The following is a 17,929-nucleotide window of genomic DNA, read 5'->3' as shown; positions in this document are numbered from 1 at the left end:
GATGTCCTTTGTTGTCGTCATTGCGCGAGGTTCGCTTCGCACCCGCCTCAGGTGCTCAAATATTCCTGCACCGCCGCGTAGCCACGGTCGTAGCCGCCGCGCGAGCGGGGCGGCATGCCGTTGAAAATACCGCCCTGCACGTGTACGCCGGCCGCGCGCAGACGCTTCAACGCATCGGCGATCTCGCCTTCGCTGTGCACCCCCGAGCGCATCACGAAGAAGGTCGAACCGGCATACGCGCCGATGATCGACGCATCGGTCACGGCCAGCACCGGCGGCGTGTCGATCATGATCACGTCGTAGCGCTTGGCGAGGCCTTCGAGGTACTGCGGCAGACGCGGCGACATCAGCAGTTCCGACGGATTCGGCGGACGGCGGCCGCACGAAATGAAGCTCAGGCCGTCGACCTGCGAATTGCGGATCGCTTCTTCCAGCGAGATCTGGCCGCTCAGCAATTCGGACAGGCCGTTATCCGGCGCGCCGCCCAGATAGCGTTCGAGCACGCCGCGGCGCATGTCGCCGTCGATCATCAGCACACGTTTGCCGGAATTCGCGAGCAGCACCGCGAGGTTGACCGTCAGGAAGCTCTTGCCGACGCCCGCCATCGGACCCGTCAGCATGACGATGCGGTTCTTCGCGTCCATCAACGTGAACTGCATGGAGGTGCGCAGACTACGCAGGCTTTCGACCGTGACGTCCTTCGGCCGCGCATTCGCCAGCACCGAGCGCAGACGTTCGCCGCCGCGCTGGAAGCTGGCTTCGAGCACGCCCTGCTCGGCGGAGAGCGGCACGAGGCCGAACACCGGCAGATGGAACGCGCGCTCGATGTGATCGGGGTCGTCGATACCCTTGAACATATTGCGGCGCAGGAACACGAAGCCAGTGCCCGCGATCAGCCCGAGAATCACCGCCGCCGACAGGATCAGCGCCTTCTTCGGCTTGACCGGCGCGCCCGGACGCAGCGCGGCGTCGACGATATGCACGTTGCCACCGGTGCCGGCCTTCTGCACGGACAGTTCCTGCACGCGGTTGAGCAGCAGCACGTAGATGTCTTCCGCCACCTTGGCGTCGCGCTGCAACTGCACCGCCTTCACTTCAGTGGCCGGCAGATCGCGGAAGCGGTCGGCGTATTTGGCGCGCTGCGCCTGCAATTCGGCCATCTGCTCGCGCGCGGCCACCAGCATCGGATGGTCGTCGCCGTAACGCTCGGTGAGCTGCGCCATCTGCAGGCGCAAACCGGCGATCTGCTGCTCGTACTGCACGCTGCCTTCAAGGTACACCTTGGCCTCGTCGCTCGCGTTGATCGAACCGGACTGGCGTTGATACGCGGTCAGGGCGGCCTCGGCGCGTTCCAGATCGGACTTCAGGCGCGGCTCCTCGCTCTTGAGGAAGTCGAGCATCTTGCTGGCGTCGGCCTGCTTGTTCAGCACGTGCTGGCGCACATACGACTGCGCGAGCGCGTTGGCGACCAGCGCGGCATGTTCGGGGCTCTTGTCTTCCAGCGAGATCTGGATCACGCCGGTCTGCTTGCCCTGCTCCTGCACCGTGATGGCCGACTGGAACGCGGAGATCGCGTCGAGGTCGTTGGCGCGCATCACCGTGAATTCCTCGCCCGGGCGCGCCACCAGTTTGTTGACCGTGATGGTCACGCCGCCGCCCTGCTCCTGCTGGCCGACGAGGCCGTGCAGCAGCAGCGAGCCGTTTTCGGCGTACAGGCTGTAGTGCTGGTCGTCGATCACCTTCATGGTCAGCTTCTGACCTTCCAGCGCGGGGATCACGTCGATCGAATCGACGTCGGCCTCTTCACCGCCCCATGCATACGACGACAGACCCAGCCACGGACGCGCCGGCTGACCCGGCGTCGCCATGCGCGCGGCGATGCTGCCGAGAAGCGGCAACGTCTTCGGCGTGACGCTGAAGTTCAGCTTCAGTTGCTGCACGACCGGGCCGACCACGCCGCGGCTCTTGATGATTTCGATCTCGGCGTCGGTCGGCAGCGAGGTCGAGCCGGTGGTGATGGCCGCGCCGGTCTGCGTCTGCGTGAGCGCCTGCGACGTGTTGTCGGATTGCTCGACCCGCACATGCGCATCGGCCGAATAGATCGGCTTGGCGAGAAAACAATAGGCGCCGGCGATCCCGACGATCACGGCGGCGATGGCGATGAGCCACCAGATGTCGTCGAGGATCACCTGCACCAGTTGTCCGAGGACGACGTCCTCTTCTTCGGTCTTGATCGGACCAGCCATGTGTGGAGAGATTTGGTTGCTCACGATTCGCTTCCCGTATCGGTTACAGCGGTATTTGCTTCGGTCCCGCGCCGCGTCCATCATGGACGGCGCGGCGCGGGCCTGACGACGGCCCAGACTGCGGTTCAGATGATCAACGCGTCAGCTGTTTCAGATAGAACAACGTCTGCACACTCGGCAACACCTGCTGCAACACACGGTTGAAGGTGGTCGACGCGGCGGTGCCCACATACACGACATCCAGCGGCTGCAACTGGAACTGCGAGGACAGCATGATGGCGTCCGGCTGCGTCATGTCGAGGCGATACACGTCCGGCGTGGTCGGGTGATCCTTCATGCCGCGCATCACGTAGATCTGGCGCGGATTGGCGTCGGTGTCGAGAATGCCGCCGCCTTGCGTCAGCGCGTCGGCGATCGTCATGCGGCCTCTGATGATCGGCAACTGGATCGGCGTCTTCACCTCGCCCATCACGAAGACGCGGCTGTCGGTGCGGTCCGGCACGTTGATCACGTCGCCGTTTTGCAGCATCACGTTCTGCGTGGTGTCGCCGCGATCGAGCATGCGGTCGGCGTCGAGCACGTAGAGTTTGTTGTTGCGCGTGAGACGCACGCGCTGAATGTCGGCGTCGGCGTTCGTGCCGCCCGAGCGCGTGATCGCGTCGACCAGCGTGAGCGGCACGTCGCTCATCGCGAGCGGGCCCGGCGTCTTCACTTCGCCGGTCACCTGCACCTTCTGGCCGCGATACGACAGCACGCGCACGTCGACCTGCGGATTGCGGATATAGCGCACGAGGCCGGTGCTCAACTGGTCGCGCACCTCGCCGACGGTTTTGCCGGCGGCCCTGATACGGCCGACGAACGGGAAAAAGATCGTGCCGTCGGCGGCGATGGTCTGGCCGTACGGATCGGCCTGGCCCGGCAGCGCGGCCGTGTACGGCTGCTGCAAGGCGCCGCCGATCGACTGCGTGGTGTTGCCGCCCGCCGACAGCGTGCTGCCCTGCGGCGTGGTCAATTCAGGGTGGTCCCACACGGTGATGCCGAGAATGTCCTGCGGCGAGAGCCGGTACACGTACTGCGACGGGTCGCTCAGGTTCGACGGCGGCAGCACTTGCGTCTTTGCGGCGGCGGCTTGCGCCTGCGCGGTCACGACGGCGGCATCGATCAGATGAACCGGATAGGTCTCGGCGGGCTGGCTGTCGTGCTGGCCGTCGTCTTTCAGACGGGACGTATCGAGGTAATTGCCAGGTGCGGTGGCGCAGGCCGACAGAAAGGACGTCAGCAAAAGCGTGGCGGCGAGCGTCGACTTGAAATTCGTGGACTTGCCGTTCGCGAATGAGTGTGCAGCGAGTTTTTTCATCAGCATATTTTCTTCAGCCATCCCATGACCAGATGTTCGATGAGCACGAGACTCTCCCTATAAGCGGTTTCCGCACCGCCGTGCGGATCGGCGACGTCGAAATCCGCTTCCCACTTGCCGAGCGGATAGACCTTGCCGCGTGAAGCCGGATCGAGCGCTTCGACGTCGCTCACCTGCGCGCGCTCGGTGACCAGCACCAGATCGGCCTTGCGTACGAGCTGCTTGTCGAGACGCCGCGAGTAGTGGATGCCCGAGGCAACGCCCTGCTCCGCGAGCAGGCGTTGCATGACCGGGTCCATGGCGTGGCCGTTCATCGCCCGCAAGCCCGCCGAATGAAACGCGATCGGCGCCGCCTGCGAACGCGACGCCGCGCGTTGCCGGGCCTTGAACAGCATTTCGGCGGCGGGCGAACGGCAGACATTTGCGTGGCAGACGATCAGAACGTTGGCGAACATGGCGGGCTCCGTGATGAAGGCTTGTCGGTACGTTAGTGACGGATCAGCGGCCGGCTTCGGCCGCGTCCGCCGTTTGCACTTGCGCGTGCGGCAAGCCACTCGTGCCGACCTTCGCCGGCGCGATGCGCAGCGCGTGCTGACGGCCGATCGCGTGATACTCGATACCGAGTTCGAGCAGCGCGTCCGGTTCGTACAGGTTGCGGCCGTCGAAAATCAGCGGCGTCTTGAGGATCCGCTTGAGCGAATCGAAGTCCGGGCTCTTGAACACCTTCCACTCGGTGAGGATCACCAGCGCGTCGGCGCCTTCGGCGGCGTCCATCTCTTCCTTCACGAATTCGAGGCGCGCGTGTTGCTGCGGCACGTCCTTCAGATCCAGCGCGAACACGCGCTTCGATTCGTCGATCGCGACCGGGTCGTATGCTTTCACGCGTGCGCCGCGGCGCAGCAGTTCGGCGATCAGCGGACGGCTCGGCGCTTCGCGCATGTCGTCGGTGTTCGGCTTGAAGGCGAGGCCCCACACGCCGAAGGTACGGTCCGACAGGTCTTCGCCCAGACGCGAGACGATCTTGTGCGCGAGCACTTTCTTCTGCGTGTCGTTGACCGCTTCGACCGCTTCGAGAATGCGTAGATTCGCCTTGTGGTCGGCCGCCGTGCGGATCAGCGCCTGCACGTCCTTCGGAAAGCACGAACCGCCGTAGCCGCAACCGGCGTACAGGAAGTCGTAGCCGATGCGCGGATCGGAACCGATGCCACGACGCACGGCCTCGATATCCGCGCCGACGCGATCGGCCAGATTCGCGAGCTCGTTCATGTACGAAATGCGCGTGGCGAGCATCGCGTTGGCCGCGTACTTGGTGAATTCGGCCGAGCGCACGTCCATGTACAGCGTACGTTCGCGATTGCGGTTGAACGGCGCGTAGAGGCGTTTCATCAGGTCGCGCGCTTTCTCGCCCGGCACGTCCTCGTCGCAACCGAGCACGATGCGATCGGGCCGCGTGAAGTCTTCCACCGCGGCGCCTTCTTTCAGGAACTCGGGATTCGATACCACCGAGAACATGTGCGTGGCGTTACGTTCGGCGAGTTCGGCGGCGATCACTTCGCGCACGCGCGAGGCCGTGCCGACCGGCACCGTCGATTTGTCGACGATCACCTTGAAGCCGGTCATATGGCGGCCGATATTGCGCGCGGCGGCGAGCACGTATTGCAGGTCGGCGGAACCGTCCTCGTCGGACGGCGTGCCGACCGCGACGAACTGGATATCGCCATGCGCGACGGCGGCTTCGACGTCGGTCGAGAACTTCAGGCGACCGGCCTTGCGATTGCGCGCGATGATCTCCTGCAGACCCGGTTCATGGATCGGCACGCCGCCGTTGTTGAGCACGTCGATCTTGCGCTGATCGACGTCGAGACAGAACACATCGTGGCCGATGTCAGCCAGACAAGCGCCCGTCACGAGGCCTACGTAGCCACTACCGATGATCGTCAGGTTCATGTATTACACCTCGCAGAATTGAGTTCGACAAAATAAGTCACTATGCGTGAACGGAGCCCGCAAGAAAACGCCGGGCCGCCCCAAGTTTTCTTGCACCCCCTCGGGGGGCTGGCGCGAAGCGACAGGTGGGGGCCGTCAATAGGCGTTGCTGCCCACGAAACCTTTCCACAGCGTCAGCACGACGATCTTGATGTCGAGCCAGAAGGTCCAGTGCTGCATGTAGTACAGATCGAGCTTGACGCGGCCCATCATCTTTTCGATGCGGTCGGTTTCGCCGCGATAGCCGTTGATCTGCGCCCACCCGGTGATGCCCGGCTTGATCCGGTAGCGGTGCATGTAGCCCTTCACCAGATCCTTGTAGATGTCGTCGTGTTCGAGCGCATGCGGACGCGGACCGACCACCGACATCTCGCCGCGCAGCACGTTGATGAACTGCGGCAGCTCGTCGAGACTGGTGCGCCGCAGGAACGCGCCGACCGCCGTGATGCGCGGATCGCGCCGCGTGGCCTGGGTGATCTTGCCGTGCTCTTCCTTGTGCATCTTCATCGAGCGGAACTTGTAGATCTCGAACTGATTGCCGTCGATGCCCTTGCGCTTCTGCCGGAAGAACACAGGGCCCGGCGAGTTCAGCTTCACCGCGGCGGCGATCACCAGCATGACCGGCGCGAGCGCGGTCAACGCGGCCAGCGCGAACAGGCGGTCGAACACGCGCTTGGGCAGCACGCGCAGATCGGTGATCGGCGAGGCGGCGAGGTTGATCGCCGGCACGCCGAGCAGATCGACCATCGGCTGATTGAAAAGCGTGAGGCTGCGCACGTCCGGAATGAAGCGGATGTTCACGAAGTCGTTACGCAGATCCATCACGAAGCGATGAATCGCTTTCTCCTTCGAAATCGGCAGCGCCAGCCACAGTTCGCGGATCGCGCGCTGGCGCACGAGCTGCAGCATGCGCTGGTAGTCGCGCTCGACCGGCACGCCTTCGATCGCCTCGCCGGCGTCCGGGTCTTCATAGGGATTGGTCGAGCTGTCTTCATCGAACACCACGACCGGCGAGAAGCCCGCGTCAGGACGGCTGCGCATCTGCTGGATCAGAAAGCGCCCATACGGCGCGCCGCCGACGATCGCCACCGCGCGCTGATTGAAGCCTTCGCGGCGCAGTCCGCGCAGAATCGAATAGACGATCACCTTGGTAACGATCAGCAGCACGATCGTAGCCATCGCCCAATAGACGAGCCACAGCCGCGACAGGCTGTCCGAGCGGTGCAGGCTGAAGCTGATCAGCACCCCAGTGACTTCCACCAGCAGCCAGCCGCCCGCCACACGGCTCAGCATGTCGTACAGCGGCTTGCCGCGCCACGACTGATAGATCCCGAGCGCGGGGAAAAACACCACCACCAGCAGGCAGTCGAACGCGAGCGAGACGCTTTGCATATCGTCCAGCCACACGACTTTCCCGCTGTGCACGGCCGCCGCGATGGCGGCGCCGAGCGCGACCATGGCGATGTCGATGATTCTCGATAGAACGCTCAGCATGCGCTGCCCCTCAGTTCGTCAGTCAAGTGCCATCCGTTGGTTGGTTGAAATGCAGTCCGGCGACGGGACGCACAACGCCGGTAACCGCGTCATGCAAATCCATGCGCGACGCGTAACTGTTTGAAGCGGTGCTAATTGCCCTTCTGTTTCCCATTCGAAAAAACTGCCTGAACAGCCGAATTGGTAAACGCGCGTCGGAATGAGTGAATACCCTTCTACAGGTATAGATAAAGCGATATTAAAATTCCCACTGCAAGACCGCAAAATATCTCAAATTGTATCGGTCAATGTTTCGGCATTTTTTCTGAATTTTGTTCGGCAATTGTTACCGGATTCGGCGTTTGACAATTCTTCTGCAAGCGTTGCTGTAAGCCAATCCTGTACCTTCTGAGCGTTTTCCTACGAAGCTTACGCCGCGCCTTCCGCCATCATTCTGAGGCATGGACGGCGGTAAAAAAATGGGCTGTGATTTTTTCGCGTAATTTTTTCTTTTTAAAAAAATTATCCGGACATTTTTTCTTCACGAAACCGATAAATTTATTGGGCGTTTTATATAGTTTCTATTTAACGCTCTTTTATTGATTCCTGAGTTCGTGATAAAACTCGACGCATTCACCCAGCCTCGAGGAGTCCATCATGACAGCTGCGGTTACGGCCACGCCCGCCGACACCCGGTCCACGCAAGTCAAGTCCCTGAACGTCAAGCTCAAGGTTCATCCCGTGATTCTGGCGGGCGGCTCCGGCACACGGTTGTGGCCGATGTCGCGCGAACAGCACCCGAAGCAGCTGATCGGCCTGCTCGGCGACGATTCACTGCTGCAATCCACCACCCGCCGTCTCGAGGGACTCGAGGCCGGCTATCCGCTCACCGAGCAACTCGTCGTGGTGGCCAATGAAGAACAGCGCTTCACCACGGCGGAGCAATTGCGCACGAGCGGCAAGCCCACCCGGCTGATTCTTGAACCCGTCGGCCGCGACACGGCGCCGGCACTCACCGTCGCCGCACTCTCGGTCGCCGCGCAGGACGAAGACGGCATCATGGTCGTGATGCCCGCCGATCACGCGGTCACCGACATCGACGGATTTCATGCGGCCGTGGCCGCCGGCGTACACCATGCAGCGGCCGGCCATATCGTCACGATGGGCATTGTGCCGACGCGTGCGGAAACGGGCTACGGCTATATCCGCATCGGCGCGGCGCTTGGCACGACTAATCACACGCAAGAGGCCGACGCGGAAGTGACCGGCAAGGTCGGCGCGCACAAGCTCGATCGTTTCGTCGAGAAGCCGCATCTGGAGTTGGCGCAGCGTTATATCGAATCGAAGGAGTACTGGTGGAATAGCGGCATCTTCATCATGCGCGCGTCCACCTGGCTGAAGGCAATCCGCCATTTCCAGCCGGCCATTTACGAAGCCTGCGATGCGGCCTTCGCGGGCGGCAAGGCGGACGGCGACTTCTTCCGTTTGCAACGCGACGCCTTTAGCGCCTCGCCGTCGAATTCGATCGACTACGCGGTGATGGAGCAGCTCAGCAATGATCAAAGCGCGGCCTCGGGTGTGGTCGTGCCGTTGCAGGCAGGCTGGTCCGACGTCGGTTCGTGGGACGCGATCTGGGATATCTCGGATAAGGACGCCGATCAGAACGTGGGGCGCGGCCGCGTGATGTTCGAAGGCGCGTCCTCGACCTTCGCGCATTCGGAAGGACGCCTGATTGCCTGCGTTGGCACGCAGGATCTCGTGGTGGTGGAAACGGCCGATGCCATTCTGGTCGCCGACAAATCGCGCGTGCAGGACGTCAAGAAGATCGTGGGCCGGATTCGCAACGACGGCGGGCTGGAAGCGGCCAACCATCGCAAGGTGCATCGCCCGTGGGGCAACTACGATTCCGTCGATACCGGCGAGCGTTTCCAGGTCAAACGGATCGTGGTGAAACCGGGTGCGCGGCTCTCGCTGCAAATGCATCATCACCGCGCCGAACATTGGATCGTCGTGCGCGGCACGGCGCTCGTCACGCGCGGTGAAGAGCGCTTTATCGTCTCCGAAAACGAATCGGCCTATATTCCGCTGGGTGTCACCCACCGTCTCGAGAACCCGGGCAAGATGCCGCTCGAAATGATCGAGGTCCAGTCCGGTTCGTATCTCGGCGAAGACGATATCGTGCGCTTCGACGACACCTACGGACGCCAGTAACGCGCGTCGATGAGGGGCGTCGGCGAACGGCGTCCTTCTGATAACACGGGTGAATCACTGCGAATGTCACAACGAATGAAGCGGGAACCTGCGGCGGTTGCTCCTACCGGCCGCGGGGCACTGCTGTGCTAGCCGCCGCGCTCACCCCGCGTGGGAGATGAGTTCTGTGTACGACGGATAACGATCGGATGCACTGCTCTCGGTCGCCGCGGTGGCAGCGGCCGGTTCGCCGGGATAACGGCGCAACGGACCACGGAGCGCGTTGAGCGGTCCATGCAAAGGCGCGCCGTGATTGGCCGCGACCGGCTCGGGCACATGGCGCAAGACAGGCAACGGACGCGCTGCGACGGGCGCCGGGTTCGCTGAAACATGAACCGATGCTTGCGCCGCTGCCGCCAACGTGAGGCACTCGCGGTCGATCCATTGCCGCGCCCAATCGAGCGCGTATTGCTCCGCCACCTCGGCTTGCGCGAAGCGCGGGCCGACGAGTCCGGAACGCTCGACGCGTTTGCCGTCCTTCATGATTTCCGTCCACGCGCGATACATGGCGTTCGGCACCTGCTCAGCCGAGACGTAAATCACGTAGCCGCGCCGGTCGGCGATTTCCGTGCCGCGTGGCGCGAGGCTCATCGACAGCGGGCTGCGCCGATCGTCGGGCGCAGATGTGCCGCGCGCCGACGCGATGGCGAAATCCAAAGCATGCATGGCCGCATCCACCGCGCGCGCTTCGTCCGGACGCGGCAGACCGGCCCGCACGATATGCCGTGCGGGCGCTGCAACGGGTGCCGCTGGCGCACGAGACACCGGCGGCACATTTGCGGCGCCGGACAACTGACGCGTGATGTCGGCGATCGGATCGGCCGAACGCCAGCTGCTCAGGCTGTTCGACATACCGCCGGGCGCTTGCCACGACTCGGGGCTTCTCCAGGACACGCCACGCAGATGCTCGTCGCGCACGCTGGAAGTTTCCGCTGCCGGTGCCGCGGGTTTGGCCGCGACGGGCGGCGCCGGTTGGGGGACGTACGCAAAGGTGCGCCCGGTTTGCGATAACAGCCGAACCATCTCAAGGAGCGTGCCGTTCAACTGCCATTCTTCAAAACGGCGCCGGCAAGTCGGACCCGACGGATAGCGCCCCGGCAGTTTCGACCAGGGTTCACCGGTTGTCAGAATCCACAGGACGGCATTCGCCACGATGCGCGGTTCGGCGCGGGGCCGGCCGCGTCGGTTTAGACGGACGGCTGGCTCATCTGAAACAAGCGCTGCCAGCAGCGCCCATTCGTCATTGCTTAGCTCATCGAAAAACATTGGGTTTTCTCCACGCAGCCTGGCCAGGCCGCGGCTTTGGACTGCCACGAATTCAACTTTCACGATTCGTGTGCAGGCCTCGGTTGCACAAATATGTTTTGTACGTTTTGTTGGCTGGTCAATACCGCCCCGACTTAGTGCGGTTTGTCCCTATTGCGAAGCACAAAACGTGGTCTCACTCGTGCATGGGAGAATTTGTGCACGAAGCATACCATCACCAGGGTTTGCGTGAATATGAATGAGACAAGTGTTACGGATTGAAACAATCTTGTCCTTTTTGCTGTGTCTTTCCTCGCAATGCCGTCACAAAAGTCCAGTCGCTTCTGGCAGAAAAATGACGCTATTGCATTGCACAACACGCAGGCATCACGGCGAATAACGTTTATGAATCGGCTGTCCGTCCGGCACGGGATTTCAATGCATTTTGGCTCGGCTTTAGCCGATCGACTGAAGAGCGCGAAGCAGCGCCGGGCAATCTATGTGCAGTGCATCAGCGCAAAGGAAATCGCACGATCTGTGCGGCGCGGTAGCACCCGTTAAGCGACGGGTTCCGCCGCTCGACCGTTTACCGATACAACCGATAGACCTGCTTTCAGCGCACGGGTTTCGCCGCGCCCTCGCCCACCACCGTCGACCATTCACGCACGCGCCAGCGTGTCACGAGACCGGCGAGCACATACGGATCGGCCTTGGCAAAGGCTTCGGCGGCAGCGGCCGAGTCGCCTTGAAAGAGCAGCATGGCAGCGTCCGTAGGCTCGGCCAGCGCACCGGCCAGCAACAACTCGCCGCGCGCCGTGGCGGCCCACGCAAGCTTCAGATGCTCATCACGATACGCTGCGCGCCGTTCGAGGTAGTCGGACACCAGTTCGTACATCAACAGATAGTGCATGACGAGCCTCCTCGGCCGGTGTGAGCGCGGACCAGCGACACAACTAGCGGCATGCATCGCGGTCAATATTACCCATATGTTGGGTAGCGGGATTTCCTGACGAATTACAATTCAATTGCATGTCCAGCAATGCGCAAAACATGCTTGAATTTTTCATCGATCTCATCGAATGGCTTAGTGCTAATTCGTTTGAATTCGCTTCATGAATTTAATGTGGAATGCATAACATCATTCCACACTCGCGCCATTCGCCATTTCATACTCCGATCCGCCGTCAGTCCCCGCCGCGTAAGGGAAAACCAGCGTGGGCACTTGTCAACCGGATTGCGCTTTTAGCCGTTCTGGCAGACAGCATTTGCCATAATGGACGTGCCGAGGGTCCTGGATACCGTTGACGCCCGCGCGCATGAACAACCAAAAACGTTTTCACCACCGATGGAGTGTCACATGAAAATCCAATCCGCTATCGCTACGCTGGTGCTGGGTGCTGTCCTCGTTTCGCCAGTGTTCGCGCAGAACAGCCAGCAAACCAAAATGGCCGACTGTAACAAGCAGGCCGCCGACAAGAAGGGCGACGACCGCAAGGCATTCATGAAGACCTGCCTGTCCGCGAAGCCGGCCGCCGCTGCGCCGATGAGTCAACAGGACAAGATGAAGGCGTGCAACACGCAAGCCACCGGCAAGAAGGGTGATGACCGCAAGGCGTTCATGAAGACCTGCCTGTCATCCACACCGGCCAATTAAACACAATGAATCGGCGCCGCGCGGCAGGCGCGGCGCCTGAGCGCGTTCAACTCGAACACAGCGGCGCTGTCGTCCGCCGCTCGCACTCCGCGCCCCGCCCCTTCCTGCGCAGTCCATCCGCCCGAACCCGCCATTTTTCTTCTATGATGGCTGCGGAGACGGCCCACCCCCCATACAACATTAGACGGGCCGCCATCTTGTCGTTGGTGCTGCAGAGCATCCATCGGAGGCAAGGATGGTATCGAAGCATAAAAACCGCTGGTTGAGGCGGTGGCTGGTCGTCATCATATTTTGGGCGGTGCCCGTGGCGATCGTGGCGGTGAGCGAGATCCGGGAGGAAATGGCGTACAACGCCGTCGACCTCGACCGTGCGCTGACCAGCTGGAATTTCACCGACGCGCAGCGCGCCGCCGGCGCCCCCGCGCGCTGCCACGGCAAGCCCGACGAAGCGCAAGCCGCCGGCTGTCCGGCCGATGTGCTAGCCGCCAATGCGCCGCGTCAACAGGACGCCCGCGACGAATACAGCGTGCGCCGCTCCACGCTGATGGCCTATCTCTGGCACGCGTTTGTCGGCTACTGGATCGTGCCGGCCGTGGCGCTGTTTCTGTTCGGCGTGCTGATCGGCATGGTGCGCCGCGCGCTGCGGCGTCCGCCGGCGGTCAAGAGTCCGGCGAACCACGGCTGAGCGCGCGCCCGGATCGAAAAGGCCAAATTCCGGGCCGAATTCCGGGCCGATCGACGGGCCGAACAACAGGCGATTTGTGGGCCGATTTGCGGCGTCAAGGCAACACTTTCAATTGGATTTCAAGGTCGATTCGCGCGGCGTAAATCGGTAAAAACGAATGGTCGAAACGGTCGCAGCCTTGCTCCTATTGGCTCCGGCGAAACCCGGCGCGATTCGCCCGAGCCCATTCGAACGCGCGCTGCGCGTAGCTTTCAGGTGTGCTCCGACGCCGGTCAAAATTACGGCCCCGCGCCTTACGATTAGCCCGAAACCCCCGCTGCACAAGGCTTTTCGCCTGACGAGGAAGTGCGCCTTTTGTGCTTGCGTGTGATATAACTCAAAGGCAACCTGGCTAATCAGATGAGGTTGCGCCCCGGAACCATGACGGAGAAAAACGATGCAAAGACGAAACTTCATGCTGAAGACTACCGCTGCGCTCGCTTTCGGAGGCCTTGCACTCGCTGGTTGTACGACCAATAAAGGCAACCCCGATACACCCGCCACCGATTCAGCCAAACGCCAGTCGATCGACGCTAGCGTCGAGGGCACCATGTCGCGGCTCTACACGACCGTGAAGGGTTCGCACGAACTGGTCTCGAAGGCGCGCGGCGTTCTCGTGTTCCCATCGGTGCTGCAGGTGGGCTTTGTCGTCGGCGGACAGTATGGCGAAGGTTCGCTGCGCGTAGGCGGCGGCACGGTCGGTTACTACAGCACGATTTCCGGTTCGTTCGGCCTGCAGGCGGGTGCGCAGTCGAAGGCAATCATCTTCCTGTTCATGACACAGGACGCACTGGACAAATTCCGCAGCGCCGATGGCTGGTCGGCGGGCGGCGACGCGTCCGTCGCGCTGATCAAGATGGGCGCCAACGGTGCGATCGACACCACCACGGCGACCGCTCCGGTCGACGTGATCGTGCTGACCAACGCCGGTCTGATGGCCGATGTATCGCTGCAAGGCACCAAGGTTTCGCGCCTGAAGATCTAGCCAGGCGCGCTAGCCGATGGCCGGTCTGCGGGGTGTGCGTCTGATCCGCCGGGTTCCGGAGCAGCGGTGGCCGGATCAGACGCAATCCTGCGCAGCCTGCCTTTGCAACGTGAGAAACGCGGCATGCGCCGCGCCGGTGAGCTTTTGTGGGCCGCAGCCGCGGGCCGCGGTCCATGACCACCGCCCGTTGCCTGATGCAAAAGCCCCCAATCGTCTCAAGTCGTACGCCAATAAAAAACGGCGATGCGCACCATGCATCGCCGCTCTTTATTCACCTTGCCGCGCGAGCCGAATCGCTTCAGCTCAGCCTCCCGATGTATCGATCACCTTGAAGCGCGAACGCTTCTGCGCGCGAATCACCAACTGATACGCATCCACATACTGTTGCGCCATGCGATGCGAGGTGAAGCGCTCTTCGAAGCGTTGCCGCACGCCCGCGCGCGGCATCTTGTGCAGGCGATTGACCGCCGCCACCGCGCCGATCTCGTCTTCGACGATAAAACCCGTCACGCCGTCTTCCAGCACTTCCGGCACCGAGCCGCGGTTGAACGCGATCACCGGCGTGCCGCATGCCATCGCTTCGATCATCACGAGGCCGAACGGCTCCGGCCAGTCGATCGGAAACAGCAGCGCGTGCGCGCCGGACAGGAATTCGGCCTTCTGATGATCCGCGATCTCGCCGATGAACTCCACGTGGGGCAAGTCCAGCAACGGCCGGATGTCGCGCTCGAAGTACTCGCGATCGGCGGCATCCACTTTCGCGGCGATGCGAATCGGCATACCGCAGCGGCCGGCAATCCGGATCGCGGTATCGACACGTTTTTCCGGCGAAATCCGGCCGAGAAACGCAAGGTACTTCTGCTCGACCGGCTGCGGCGTGTAGAGCTGCTCCGGCAAGCCGTGATAGACGGTGGTCAGCCACTTGGCCTGCGGCAGCGGATGCCGCTGCGAATTCGAAATCGAGATCACCGGCGCGGTGTTGAACGTGTCGAACACCGGCTGCTGCTCGGGCAAATCGAGGCGGCCGTGCATGGTCGTGACGAACGGCGTCTCCTGGCGCTTGAAGACCGAGAACGAGTAGTAGTCGAGGTGAAAATGCAGAACGTCGAAATTCTCGGCCTGGCGGCGCACCAGTTCCATCAGCAGCATATGGGGCGCCACGCGGTCGCGAATGCCCGGATCGAGACGCAGCGCGCGCGGCCAGACGGCTTCGAGCTTCGCGCTCGTGACGGAGTCGCCGCTCGCGAACAGCGTCACGTCATGGCCGAGATCGACCAGCGCTTCGGTGATGTACGACACGACGCGCTCCGTGCCGCCGTACAGCTTCGGCGGCACCGATTCGGTCAAAGGGGCGATCTGCGCAATCTTCATATGATGTCTCCGTGAGCTGACGGCTTGCGCCTTGAAGGCGGTGCGCGTCAGCGGCGCTGAGTATGACAGCGCCGATATCTCCGATCAATGCAACGACCCAATCCGGCCGCGTGCATCACCGGCATCGAAGCATTATTCACTACAGGACACCAAAAAGCCTCTGGTCTTGCATTTCCTCGGTGCTGTTACATTCAGCTTACATACGGCTCGGCGCGTGAACGGCTTCTTATGCTCAGCGCGTAGGCCATTTCCACGGCGGCAGATCGCGATCGTCCGCGTCGGTGATGCGGGTTGCGCGTCGATGGCCGCATCGAGCGCGACCGGGTCGCCGATCTCGCGGATGGTTTGCAAGGCCGCGGCGAGGGCCGCGCCGTCGTTCGCTAGCACGGGCGTGTGCGTGCCGATCTGCGGCAGACGCGCGGGCGCTTCGGCGTCGGTGCGGAAATGGTCGTAGAAGCGCCATGAGCGGATCTGCTCGCGCACCGTGATCATCTCGGGCGCGGTGCGCGGGTCGGAGAACTCCGTCATCATGCTGTCGAAGCTGGCGACGGGTTGCGGAATGGTTTGCCAGTCGCCGCGCTCATCGCGCGTGCGCAGCGCCGGGCCGTGGCGATCGACCAGCAAGGCCGACGGCCGCAGCACGGGGCCGCTCCAGATGCATTCGCGCTTGATGGTGGGATCGAGCGGAAAGCGCGTGGCGTGATTGACGAGCGGCAGACCGAGATCGATCGCGTAGCCGAATTGATCGCCGGAAAAACCGAGCCGCAGGCTGACCGGCTCCTTGCGGCGCAGCGGTTCAACCGCGAACTCGCCCGCCAGCACGGCCCGCGAAAAGCGCTCAGGACCAGCCCATAGCGTCGATGGCAAGCCGCCCTCGCGCGCGAGCGACGTAATCAACCCGCCGCGCGCCGCTTCGGCCAGCAGCCGCAGCGAACGATACACACTCGACTTGCCGCTGCCGTTTGGACCTGTGATCACGTTCAGCCGGCCGAGCGGGAGGATCAACTCGCGCAACGAGCGATAGCCCGCAATTGCCAAAGTGGTCAGCATGCGCTGGCCCGGCATTCGATCGCGCACACGCGCGCGTTCCGTAAAACCGCAGCGCCTGGACACGCGGTCACGCCGCCGCGCCCGAAGCCGGACAAGCACGGGTCGACACGCCCCATCACTTATGCCCGCCGCCCTTACCCGGTTTTTGCGCCGGCACGCTGCGCAGATCGCGCAGGAAGGTATCCCGCCACACGCCGAGATCGTTCTTGCGCAGCGCTGCCATGTTGATCTCGTGACGCCGCTGACGCGCGTCGAGCGGCATCTGCAACGCGCGCTGCAACGCCTCGCACATGCCGATCGCGTCATGCGGATTGACCAGCAGCGCGCCGGTCAACTCCGCCGCCGCGCCCGCGAAAATCGACAGCACCAGTACGCCGGGGTCGTCGGGATTCTGCGCGGCGACGTATTCCTTCGCGACCAGATTCATGCCGTCGTGCAGCGGCGTCACGAAACCGATCTGCGATTCGCGGAATAGCGACATCAGCTTCCAGCGGTCGTACTGCTGGTTCAGATAGCGGATCGGCGTGTAGTCGAGCCCCGAGTAGCGGCCGTTGATGCGCCCTGCTTCATACTCCAGATCCTGGCGAATCTTCTGATACGTTGCGACGTCCGAGCGGGTCGGCGGCGCGATCTGCACCAGCGTGACGTTGCCGCGCCATTCCGGCGAGCGCTCCAGCAGATGCTCGAACGCGCGGAACCGCTCGACGAGACCCTTCGAGTAATCGAGCCGGTCGACGCTCATGATCAGCTTGCGCCCTTCCAGGCTCTGCTTCAGGTCGAGCACGTGCTGACGGCTTTCGTAACGCTTCGCCTGCTCGGCGATTTCGTCGGGGAACACGCCGATCCGGTACACGCCCGTGCGCAGCTTGCGGCCGAATGCTTCGACGACGCCGTCCGCGCCGACCGTGCCGCGCGCGTGGCGCGTGACGTAGTCCTTGAAGGCGAGCTCGTCGGTGGCGGTCTGGAAACCCAGCAGGTCGTAGCACGACAGCGACTTCACCAGCTCTTCGTGCGGCGGAATGTTGAGCAGGATCTGCGGCGCGGGAAACGGAATGTGCAGGAAGAAGCCGATGCGGTTCGTGATGCCCTCGTTGCGCAGCGCCTCGGCGAACGGGATCAGATGGTAGTCGTGAACCCAGATCACATCGTCGGGTTCGAGCAGCTTGATCAGCTTGTGCGCGAGCCACGCGTTGACGCGCCGGTAGCCCGCGTACTCCTCGCGCTCGTAGCGCGCGAGGTCGTTGCGGTAATGGAACACCGGCCACAGCGTCGCGTTCGAAAAGCCGCGATAGTACTGGTCGTAATCCTTGCGCGTCAGCCCGACGGTCGCGAAGGTCACCGCACCGTCCTGCTCCAGCGTGGGACCGGCGTTGGCGACGGTCTCGCTGACCACGTCGCCGCTCCAGCCGAACCACACGCCTCCGGCATCCTTTAGCGCGCCGAATACACCGACCGCGAGGCCGCCGGCCGATCCCTTGGTTTCCGTCGGCGTTGCGACGCGATTCGACACGACGATCAGTCGGCCCATATTGCATGTCCTCCTTGGTTCGCGCGGCGCGCCCGGGTGCTTTGGCAGAGGTTCGAAGTG

General features: G+C 62.9%; 13 protein-coding genes and 1 pseudogene. 4 read left to right on the top strand and 10 right to left on the bottom strand.

What is annotated here, in order from left to right:
• Positions 1-47: 47 nt before the first annotated feature.
• The 5 genes from HF916_RS37605 to HF916_RS37585 all read right to left on the bottom strand — a co-directional run bounded on the left by HF916_RS37605 (position 48) and on the right by HF916_RS37585 (position 7,083).
• Entirely contained in the window at positions 48-2,246 is a 2,199-nt protein-coding gene (locus HF916_RS37605) for a polysaccharide biosynthesis tyrosine autokinase (protein ID WP_168795776.1), read from the bottom strand.
• A gap of 133 nt (positions 2,247-2,379) precedes the next feature.
• Positions 2,380-3,609: a polysaccharide biosynthesis/export family protein gene (locus tag HF916_RS37600; protein WP_168795775.1), complete on the bottom strand. Its 1,230-nt coding sequence runs from the start codon at positions 3,607-3,609 to the stop codon at positions 2,380-2,382.
• On the bottom strand, positions 3,603-4,058 hold the full coding sequence (locus tag HF916_RS37595; protein WP_168793815.1) for a low molecular weight phosphotyrosine protein phosphatase: 456 nt from the start codon (positions 4,056-4,058) through the stop codon (positions 3,603-3,605). Before HF916_RS37595 ends, HF916_RS37600 begins: the two co-directional genes overlap by 7 nt.
• A 43-nt stretch (positions 4,059-4,101) precedes the next feature.
• Positions 4,102-5,550: a UDP-glucose dehydrogenase family protein gene (locus HF916_RS37590; protein ID WP_168793814.1), complete on the bottom strand. Its 1,449-nt coding sequence runs from the start codon at positions 5,548-5,550 to the stop codon at positions 4,102-4,104.
• Positions 5,551-5,685: 135 nt separating this feature from the next.
• Entirely contained in the window at positions 5,686-7,083 is a 1,398-nt protein-coding gene (locus tag HF916_RS37585; RefSeq protein WP_168793813.1) for an undecaprenyl-phosphate glucose phosphotransferase, read from the bottom strand.
• A gap of 636 nt (positions 7,084-7,719) precedes the next feature.
• On the opposite strand from HF916_RS37585, the gene HF916_RS37580 reads away from it, so the two are divergent.
• Entirely contained in the window at positions 7,720-9,273 is a 1,554-nt protein-coding gene (locus tag HF916_RS37580) for a mannose-1-phosphate guanylyltransferase/mannose-6-phosphate isomerase (protein ID WP_168793812.1), read from the top strand.
• Between the two features lie 141 nt (positions 9,274-9,414).
• On the opposite strand, the gene HF916_RS37575 is transcribed toward HF916_RS37580, so the two are convergent.
• Together HF916_RS37575 and HF916_RS37570 are read right to left on the bottom strand one after the other, a co-directional pair.
• On the bottom strand, positions 9,415-10,578 hold the full coding sequence (locus HF916_RS37575) for a transposase (RefSeq protein WP_168793811.1): 1,164 nt from the start codon (positions 10,576-10,578) through the stop codon (positions 9,415-9,417).
• Between the two features lie 592 nt (positions 10,579-11,170).
• Entirely contained in the window at positions 11,171-11,467 is a 297-nt protein-coding gene (locus HF916_RS37570; protein WP_168793810.1) for a YciI-like protein, read from the bottom strand.
• A 447-nt stretch (positions 11,468-11,914) separates the two neighbouring features.
• On the opposite strand from HF916_RS37570, the gene HF916_RS37565 reads away from it, so the two are divergent.
• The 3 genes from HF916_RS37565 (at position 11,915) to HF916_RS37555 (ending at position 13,920) form a co-directional block, all read left to right on the top strand.
• Positions 11,915-12,211, top strand: a complete 297-nt coding sequence (locus tag HF916_RS37565; RefSeq protein ID WP_168793809.1) for a PsiF family protein — start codon at positions 11,915-11,917, stop codon at positions 12,209-12,211.
• Positions 12,212-12,446: 235 nt separating this feature from the next.
• Complete coding sequence (locus tag HF916_RS37560) at positions 12,447-12,896, top strand: hypothetical protein (RefSeq protein WP_168793808.1); 450 nt, start codon at positions 12,447-12,449, stop codon at positions 12,894-12,896.
• A 436-nt stretch (positions 12,897-13,332) separates the two neighbouring features.
• On the top strand, positions 13,333-13,920 hold the full coding sequence (locus HF916_RS37555) for a BPSL1445 family SYLF domain-containing lipoprotein (protein ID WP_168793807.1): 588 nt from the start codon (positions 13,333-13,335) through the stop codon (positions 13,918-13,920).
• A gap of 303 nt (positions 13,921-14,223) precedes the next feature.
• Here HF916_RS37555 and HF916_RS37550 read toward each other — a convergent pair whose 3' ends face one another.
• From HF916_RS37550 to otsA, 3 genes and pseudogenes are all read right to left on the bottom strand, one after another.
• The gene (locus tag HF916_RS37550) at positions 14,224-15,291 is read right to left on the bottom strand and encodes a glycosyltransferase family 4 protein (RefSeq protein WP_168793806.1); all 1,068 of its coding nucleotides are present in this window, start codon (positions 15,289-15,291) and stop codon (positions 14,224-14,226) included.
• Positions 15,292-15,573: 282 nt separating this feature from the next.
• Positions 15,574-16,341 (bottom strand): annotated as a pseudogene (locus HF916_RS37545) (AAA family ATPase); the annotation flags it as partial.
• A gap of 115 nt (positions 16,342-16,456) precedes the next feature.
• Positions 16,457-17,869 carry an alpha,alpha-trehalose-phosphate synthase (UDP-forming) gene (gene otsA / locus HF916_RS37540; protein WP_168793805.1) on the bottom strand — a complete coding sequence of 471 codons (1,413 nt, stop codon included), beginning with the start codon at positions 17,867-17,869 and terminating at the stop codon, positions 16,457-16,459.
• Between the last annotated feature and the right edge of the window lie 60 nt (positions 17,870-17,929).

This window comes from Paraburkholderia aromaticivorans, assembly GCF_012689525.1.
Classification (GTDB): domain Bacteria; phylum Pseudomonadota; class Gammaproteobacteria; order Burkholderiales; family Burkholderiaceae; genus Paraburkholderia; species Paraburkholderia aromaticivorans_A.
The sequence above is the reverse complement of the archived record's forward strand: the minus strand, read 5'-3'. Positions and strand labels throughout refer to the sequence as shown.

What these genes read in the sequence shown, in the direction of transcription:
- HF916_RS37555 (WP_168793807.1), top strand. Translation starts at nt 13,333, where the DNA reads ATGCAAAGACGAAACTTCATGCTGAAGACTACCGCTGCGCTCGCTTTC.
- HF916_RS37585 (WP_168793813.1), bottom strand. Translation starts at nt 7,083, where the DNA reads ATGCTGAGCGTTCTATCGAGAATCATCGACATCGCCATGGTCGCGCTC.
- HF916_RS37570 (WP_168793810.1), bottom strand. Translation starts at nt 11,467, where the DNA reads ATGCACTATCTGTTGATGTACGAACTGGTGTCCGACTACCTCGAACGG.
- HF916_RS37575 (WP_168793811.1), bottom strand. Translation starts at nt 10,578, where the DNA reads ATGTTTTTCGATGAGCTAAGCAATGACGAATGGGCGCTGCTGGCAGCG.
- HF916_RS37580 (WP_168793812.1), top strand. Translation starts at nt 7,720, where the DNA reads ATGACAGCTGCGGTTACGGCCACGCCCGCCGACACCCGGTCCACGCAA.
- HF916_RS37590 (WP_168793814.1), bottom strand. Translation starts at nt 5,550, where the DNA reads ATGAACCTGACGATCATCGGTAGTGGCTACGTAGGCCTCGTGACGGGC.
- HF916_RS37595 (WP_168793815.1), bottom strand. Translation starts at nt 4,058, where the DNA reads ATGTTCGCCAACGTTCTGATCGTCTGCCACGCAAATGTCTGCCGTTCG.
- HF916_RS37565 (WP_168793809.1), top strand. Translation starts at nt 11,915, where the DNA reads ATGAAAATCCAATCCGCTATCGCTACGCTGGTGCTGGGTGCTGTCCTC.
- otsA (WP_168793805.1), bottom strand. Translation starts at nt 17,869, where the DNA reads ATGGGCCGACTGATCGTCGTGTCGAATCGCGTCGCAACGCCGACGGAA.
- HF916_RS37560 (WP_168793808.1), top strand. Translation starts at nt 12,447, where the DNA reads ATGGTATCGAAGCATAAAAACCGCTGGTTGAGGCGGTGGCTGGTCGTC.
- HF916_RS37605 (WP_168795776.1), bottom strand. Translation starts at nt 2,246, where the DNA reads ATGGCTGGTCCGATCAAGACCGAAGAAGAGGACGTCGTCCTCGGACAA.
- HF916_RS37550 (WP_168793806.1), bottom strand. Translation starts at nt 15,291, where the DNA reads ATGAAGATTGCGCAGATCGCCCCTTTGACCGAATCGGTGCCGCCGAAG.
- HF916_RS37600 (WP_168795775.1), bottom strand. Translation starts at nt 3,609, where the DNA reads ATGCTGATGAAAAAACTCGCTGCACACTCATTCGCGAACGGCAAGTCC.